4 protein-coding genes are annotated in these 6,042 nt (G+C 68.9%); 2 read left to right on the forward strand and 2 right to left on the reverse strand.

Translation table 11 applies throughout. From position 1 onward, the window contains the following. Positions 1-352: 352 nt before the first annotated feature. Both JK364_RS53770 and JK364_RS53775 read left to right on the forward strand, forming a co-directional pair. A complete protein-coding gene (locus JK364_RS53770) occupies positions 353-538 on the forward strand; it encodes a hypothetical protein (protein WP_201858776.1) in 186 nt (61 codons plus the stop codon). A 173-nt stretch (positions 539-711) separates the two neighbouring features. Then, complete coding sequence (locus JK364_RS53775; RefSeq protein ID WP_201858777.1) at positions 712-1,881, forward strand: Gfo/Idh/MocA family protein; 1,170 nt, start codon at positions 712-714, stop codon at positions 1,879-1,881. A 534-nt stretch (positions 1,882-2,415) separates the two neighbouring features. Here JK364_RS53775 and JK364_RS53780 read toward each other — a convergent pair. Together JK364_RS53780 and JK364_RS53785 are read right to left on the reverse strand one after the other, a co-directional pair. Next, complete coding sequence (locus JK364_RS53780; RefSeq protein ID WP_201858778.1) at positions 2,416-3,243, reverse strand: SCO6745 family protein; 828 nt, start codon at positions 3,241-3,243, stop codon at positions 2,416-2,418. A gap of 328 nt (positions 3,244-3,571) precedes the next feature. After that, positions 3,572-5,341 carry a glycoside hydrolase family 35 protein gene (locus JK364_RS53785; protein ID WP_201858779.1) on the reverse strand — a complete coding sequence of 590 codons (1,770 nt, stop codon included), beginning with the start codon at positions 5,339-5,341 and terminating at the stop codon, positions 3,572-3,574. Between the last annotated feature and the right edge of the window lie 701 nt (positions 5,342-6,042).

Here is a 6,042-nt window from a genome sequence, read left to right on the forward strand (position 1 = left end):
TGCGGAGATCTTCTCTGAGTCGGTCAACGACTACCCCTCGGCTCGCTCTTGAGGCCGTCCGAAGCGCTTGCTCCACGCCCGCCGACCCTATATGTTTCCGATATATATTACGCTTGGGCTCAGTGAAGCACATTCAAACCCTTGACGCCAAGGTCTGTCACCTTCAGACTCATGCCCACTCCGCCAACTGGGGCGCCTCCTCGTGTCTTGCCTCCTCTCGGACCCGGACAGGTGCCCGCGAGTCCCCCGAATCATCGGCAAGCTCAGTGAAAGCAGCCCATTTCAACCCTCATGGATCCGGCATGTATCAGGTCTATGATCCCATGCATTGCGCCATAGATGGGATGTTCCGATGCACATTCGGCGTAGCAGTGGACACAGCGACCGGGTCGGCAGACGCCGGGCGGCACTCGCCGAGGTCGTCGCTCTGGCCCTCGGCGCGGCCGGCTGTTCGGGCGGCTCGAGCGGCGGCTCGGACTCGGTCCAGCTCACATACCGCTTCTGGGGCGCGTGCCAGCGGACGGCGGTGGGTGCATGATGCCTGAGGACTCCTCGCGCTCCCGCGCTCCCGCGCTACGCGGCACCGCGCCAAGTCCGTGGCCACCCACACCGTGCTGATCGCCGGTGCGGCGCTGGTGGTCCCGGGCCTGATCATCGTCTTCTCCGGCAGCAAGGGCCAACTCGTCGAACCCCCTTGAAAGGACAAGCACATTGGACGACATACAGCTCGGCGTCATCGGCCTGGGAATCCGCAGCGACTTGGCCGGGCTGGCCCACCGGCCCGGCTCGGGCTCGCTGGTGGCGGCCGCCTGCGACCGCGACTCCCGTCTGCTGGCTTTCGCCGAGGAGCGCTTCGGCCCCCGGGTGAGGACCACGCCGGACCACCACGCGCTGCTCGACGCCGGGCTTGACGGCGTGTTCGTGCTGACCCCGGACCACACCCACGAGCAGATCGGTCTGGACTTCCTCGAGGCCGGTGTCCCGGTGTTCCTGGACAAGCCGATGACGATCACCACCGAGGGCTGTGACCGGCTGCTCGCGGCGGCCCACAAGCACCGGACGCCCTTGTACGTCGGCCACAACATGCGGCACATGCCGGTCGTGGTCGCCATCCGCGAGCTGATCGTCAGCGGGGCGATCGGTGAGGTCAAGGCCATCTGGTGCCGCCACTTCGTCGGCCATGGCGGGGACTTCTACTTCAAGGACTGGCACGCCGACCGGCGTAATACCACCGGATTGCTGCTGCAGAAGGGTGCCCACGACCTCGATGTCATCCACTGGCTGGCCGGCGGCTATACCCGGCGGGTGAACGCCATGGGCGGGCTGACCGTCTATGGCGACATCGACTCGCGCCGCGATCGCAGCGGGCAGCGGATGACCGAGTGGCTGTCGACGGAGAACTGGCCACCGCTCAGCCTGACCGGCCTCAACCCCGTGGTGGACGTCGAGGACCTGAGCATGATGCAGATGCAGCTGGACAATGGCGTCTTCGCCAGCTACCAGCAGTGCCACTACACACCGGACTACTGGCGCAACTACACGGTGATCGGTACCGAGGGCCGGCTGGAGAACTTCGGCGACACCGAGGGGTCGGAGGTCCGGGTGTGGAACCGCCGCTCCGACTACCGCGCCGAGGCCGATCTGGTGGTACGCGTCCACAGCCCGGCCGGCTCCCACGGCGGCGCCGACCCTGTGCTGGTCGAGGAGTTTCTGCGGTTCGTGCGGGAGGGCGGGGCCACTGTCACCTCGCCGGTCGCGGCCCGCGAAGCGGTGGCCGCCGGTCACGCGGCCACCGTGTCGCTGCGGGACGGAGGACGGGCCATCGACGTCGCTCCCGTGGACCCCGACGTGGCCGCCTACTTCGCACGCGGCCAGAAGTGAGCCGGTCTATGCCCGTCTTGACTGCTCGCCATGTAGCCGTGACCGGAAGCAAGGCCATCGCCTGCGTGACGCTGCCTGACATCAGCCAAGCCGCGGACAGCGGCCAGAGTGTCCGGTCCAGCCGGTGCTCGGCGCCTCCGCGGTCCACCCAGCAGCCGAGCGAGTCCGCACCACGCGCCGCCGCACACCCACCACCCCGGGCATGGCGCACGCGCCGTCGTTGGCGCCTCCGGCCTCCCCGACACCGATACGGACACCGACACCGACGGCCTGGCCCTCGCGCATCCGGGAACATCTGTACGGCACCGTCGTCGACACCGCCGACCACACTCCGCGGCGGCCACCCGGCCCACTGCGTTGCCACGGTGCACCCAGCAGATGTGGCAGAACGAGTACTTCTGGCTTGACGACAGCCTCAGCCGACGTGCAGGTGGCCGACTCGATCATCGGCCAGGACTTGTCCGGGCGATCATCGCGGGCCGGGAACTGGCCGTACCGGAGCGGCGGACTCCTCCTCCCGTCGGTCGCTGTTCGTCACTGTGACCCCGCGGCGACCAGCGTCGTGGTGATGGGTTCGAGCTCGGTGACCAGCTCGTCGAGCTCAGTGGGAGACAGGGCGTCGTACGGCGGGGCGGCGAGCTCGTCGGTAAGGGTTTCGATGCGTTGCTTGGTCTCGCGGCCGGCGTCGGTGAACCGGCCGTCGGTGTCGACGAGCCCGCGCTCGCGCAACCCGTCCATGACCGCGGCCAGCCGCTCCTTCGGCAGGTGGTGGAGGCGCCCGAATGACTCCGGCGGGTGGATGCCCATCTCCAGCGCGGACAGCACGTGGGCCTCCGCGCCGCCGATACGCGCGCCGACGAGAGCGGCGACGTGCCCGTCACCGCGGTGCTCGCGCAGCATGGTCGCAGAGTGCCACAGCCGGGCGACCGGGTCGCTCGGCACCGGAAGGGCGCGCATGGCGGCGTACATCACCCGGCCCTGTGTGGGTGCGTTCGTCGCGGCTTTGGTGGTCAGGTCGGCGGCGCGCACCAGGCCGGGGGAGTCGGCCACCTCGTCGCCGAGGATCCGCCGTACGGAGGCCGCGCTGCCCCGCTCCCGAGCGGCGACGGACGCCTCGGGCGGGATGGTCTCCCACACGCTCGGGATGTGCCGGGCGGCTTCCCCGTCGGCGAAGCTGTAGAAGGCGGCGTGCACGACCTGCGCCGGCACCCGCCCCAGCGGCGCGGCGCGGCTGGCGAAGTAGCCGTCCCAGTAGGTTCGGTGGCCGAGCGCGGCCAGCTCCTGGTTGCACTCGTCGGCGAAGTAGGTGACCAGGCAGATCGGCTCCAGGAGCTCGAACATGCGGCGGGCGGTGTGCGTCATGGCCTCCATCATGCCTGCGGTCACGCCCCCGTGGAGCAGTACGGGCCGCTGGGTCAGCTCCGTTATGAGGCCAGGTCTGGGCGTGATCCGCCGGACAGAACCCATGGGCCCGTGATCTCCGTAGGTCCTCATCCACCTGCTCGGACCGGGGCAGTCCGTCATGGGCACCGGGGCCGGCCCCGTACACGTTGCTGGAGGCGGCGAGCAGGTGCACGACGTTGGACACGCCGAGTCGATGCGACGCGCCGCCGCGCGTGGCGCTCGGTGATCACGGTTCGGACAGGCGTCGAGCCGGTCGGGCCACGACCACCCGGCACTCCCGCCACGTTCAGCCCGTGGGGCCCAGATCCGCTGTGTCGCGGATCTCGATCCGCTCGCCCGGCCGATGCAGTTCCAGGATCACGAGTTCGTTGCGGCCGGCCCGCCACACCGGGGCAGGGGCGTAAAGGGTGCGCTGCGGGCCTCGATCCCAGTAGCGGCCGAGTGCGAATCCGTTCAGCCAGACCTGGCCCTTGGTCCAGCCCGGCAGGGCGAGGAAGCCGTCGGCCCGATCTGGGACCTCCACTTCCGCACGGTGAAAAGCCGGGCCTTCGATGGCTTCGGCAGCCCCGAACCGCAGGACGGTCAGATCGGTCAGCGGGAGGGGGCGGATCTCCCAGTCGAACTGATACTGAGTGTCGATCCGGACCCCGCCGCTGATGCCCTTGCGATCCTCCAACCAGGGACCGTAGTTGACCCGCCCCATGTTCTCCACCAGCAAGTCGAGCTCGCCTCCGGTCTCGGGGACGCTGATCGACAGCGCATCCAGCGCCCCGGTTCGCTCCAGGACGCCGAGCGGCTCGCCGTCCAGGAACACCTGGGCCCGGTCGGCGAGGCCGTGCACGCGCAGGGTCGACTCGCTGAAGGGGCCGCGAAGCCGGGTGCGGTAGTGGATCAGTCCGAGTGACTGCCCCAGGGCCTCCATAGGCTCGGGCGAGAGCCGCTGCCGCGGGGTGGACAACACGTCCAGACAGTGCGCCAGCGCCACCGCACCGTTTGGGCGCACCGCCTGCGGGGCGAGCCGGTCCGGTGGCCCGGGCACCTCGTACCCGATCGGGCCGCGATGCTGCTCGATCACCTTACGGAAGGCGTGGAACTTCTCGGTCAGCTCGCCTGCCTCGCCGACCGGCGCGTCGTAGTCGTAGCTGGTGCAGGTCGGCTGGTATTCGGTCTCGTCATGGTTGGCGCCGTTCCACCAGCCGAAGTTCGTGCCGCCGTGGCCCATGTAGATGTTGACCGAGGCGCCTTGGGCCAGCATCCACTCCAGGTCCGCGGCGGCCTCATCTGCGTCGCGCACATGGTGGTGCTCACCCCAGTGATCGAACCATCCGTGCCAGTACTCGGAGCACACCAGCGGGCCGGTCGGCTGGTGGCGGCGCAGGGTGGCGAGCGACTCCTTGGGCCGCGAGCCGAAGGTCGCGGTCGCCAAGGTGCCAGGCAGGACGCCACCGCGCAACACGCCGTCGGTGGCGCCGTCGGCGGTGAAAAGCGGGCAGTCCACGCCGCGTCGGATCAGGCCCTGGCGCAGGTGGTCGAGGTAAGCGGTGTCGTGGCCGTAGCTGCCGTACTCGTTCTCGACCTGGACGGCGACCACCGGCCCGCCCCGACTGGCCAGCAGCGGGCGCAGGACTGGGACCAGCTGGTCGAACCAGGCGTCCACGACGTCCAGGTAGCGCTGGTCGGTACAGCGCAGACGCAGCCCAGGCTCGGCCAGCAGCCAAGCCGGGAGGCCGCCGAACTCCCACTCGGCGCAGATGTAGGGTCCGGGCCGCACGATCACGTCCAGGTCGAGCTGTGCGGCGGTGCGGATGAAGCGGGTGATATCGGCCGGACCGGAGAAGTCGGCCTGGCCGGGAGTCGGCTGGTGCAGGTTCCAGGCGATGTAGGTCTCGACGGTGTTGACGCCCATGGCGCGCAGGCGAAGCAGCCGGTCCTCCCACAGCTCGGGGTGGATCCGGAAGTAGTGGATGGCGGCGGAGATGATCTGGTGGGGCTGGCCGGCGCGCAGGAAGCCGCGCTCGGTCACGGTCAGCTCGGCGCCGGGGCGGGGATTGGTCACGGCTGTTCCCGGGTGCTCAGGCGGTGGTGGTCGTGGCGGTGGGGCGGGCGGCGACGACCCCACCGGGTCTTCAGGAGGCCCGGCGCAGATGCTGCAAGGTCAGCGTGGCATCCGGGCCGGCGGAGGTGTAGGGCATGTAAGTGGCGGTTTTCCCTTTGTCGCTCACCGTCGGTGACCCGCTGATCTTCTGGACCCGGTGAGCGGTCCCGGCGTCGTCGTGACCGCTCGACGGCCCGGGTGAACGCCGCTGTCGCCGTTCTCAAAGCGGTATTCCGCCCCTTCTGCATGGAGAACTCCTCCGGTGGAGTGGGGCCAGTTACTCAGTCACGTGCACACGAAGTGCGGAGATAGATCGGATATATATCCCATCGTGATGCTGGGGTGTGCTGGTTTTCCTGGGGATCCGTCGCGGTCGTGGGTTCGAGGGTGGGTAGCCGTACGGGGACGGTTCCGCGATGGAGTGGAGGGTGGAACGTCCCAGCGGGGCGGGGTGGAACCGCCCGGCTGGGACAGGGAAGAGTCTGCGGTTACCGGATCCTGGCGTCAAGGGTTTGAATATGATTCACTTAGCTCGGAACGTTTGATATATCGGAAACATGTGCCAGGTGTGGAGGTCAGTGCATCGACCGGCGGCCTCAAGAGCGAAGTGAGGGGGAGAGCTGTTGACCGGCTCAGAGAAGATCGCCGTGCCCGCGCCTGTG

Origin of the sequence: Streptomyces endocoffeicus (assembly GCF_016741935.1) — a bacterium.
GTDB lineage: Bacteria > Actinomycetota > Actinomycetes > Streptomycetales > Streptomycetaceae > Streptomyces > Streptomyces endocoffeicus.

What these genes read in the sequence shown, in the direction of transcription:
- JK364_RS53770 (WP_201858776.1), top strand. Translation starts at nt 353, where the DNA reads ATGCACATTCGGCGTAGCAGTGGACACAGCGACCGGGTCGGCAGACGC.
- JK364_RS53780 (WP_201858778.1), bottom strand. Translation starts at nt 3,243, where the DNA reads ATGACGCACACCGCCCGCCGCATGTTCGAGCTCCTGGAGCCGATCTGC.